The organism is Citrobacter sp. TBCS-14, assembly GCF_005280805.1.
Classification (GTDB): Bacteria; Pseudomonadota; Gammaproteobacteria; order Enterobacterales; family Enterobacteriaceae; genus Citrobacter; species Citrobacter gillenii.
Genome location: NZ_SZWM01001122.1, coordinates 1 through 205, shown reverse-complemented (window position 1 = coordinate 205; position 205 = coordinate 1). Strand labels below are relative to the sequence as shown.

Here is a 205-nt window from a genome sequence, read left to right as displayed (position 1 = left end):
CCTTTAACGATTACATGGCGAAGCTCGGTGAAGTGTCTGACACCGAGATCCGCCGCTTTACCGACCTGCAAACCGCGCTGACCAAACGTCTTGATCACTTTGCTGCGCACGGCTGTAAAGTCTCCGACCATGCGCTGGATGTGGTGTTGTTTGCCGAGTCTAACGAAGCTGAACTGGATAACATCCTGGCGCGTCGTCTGGCGGG

1 protein-coding gene is annotated in these 205 nt (G+C 55.6%); it reads left to right on the top strand.

Annotated elements, in window-relative coordinates:
• On the top strand, positions 1-205 hold a 205-nt coding region (locus FDX22_RS24360), incomplete at both ends, for a glucuronate isomerase (RefSeq protein ID WP_146717908.1).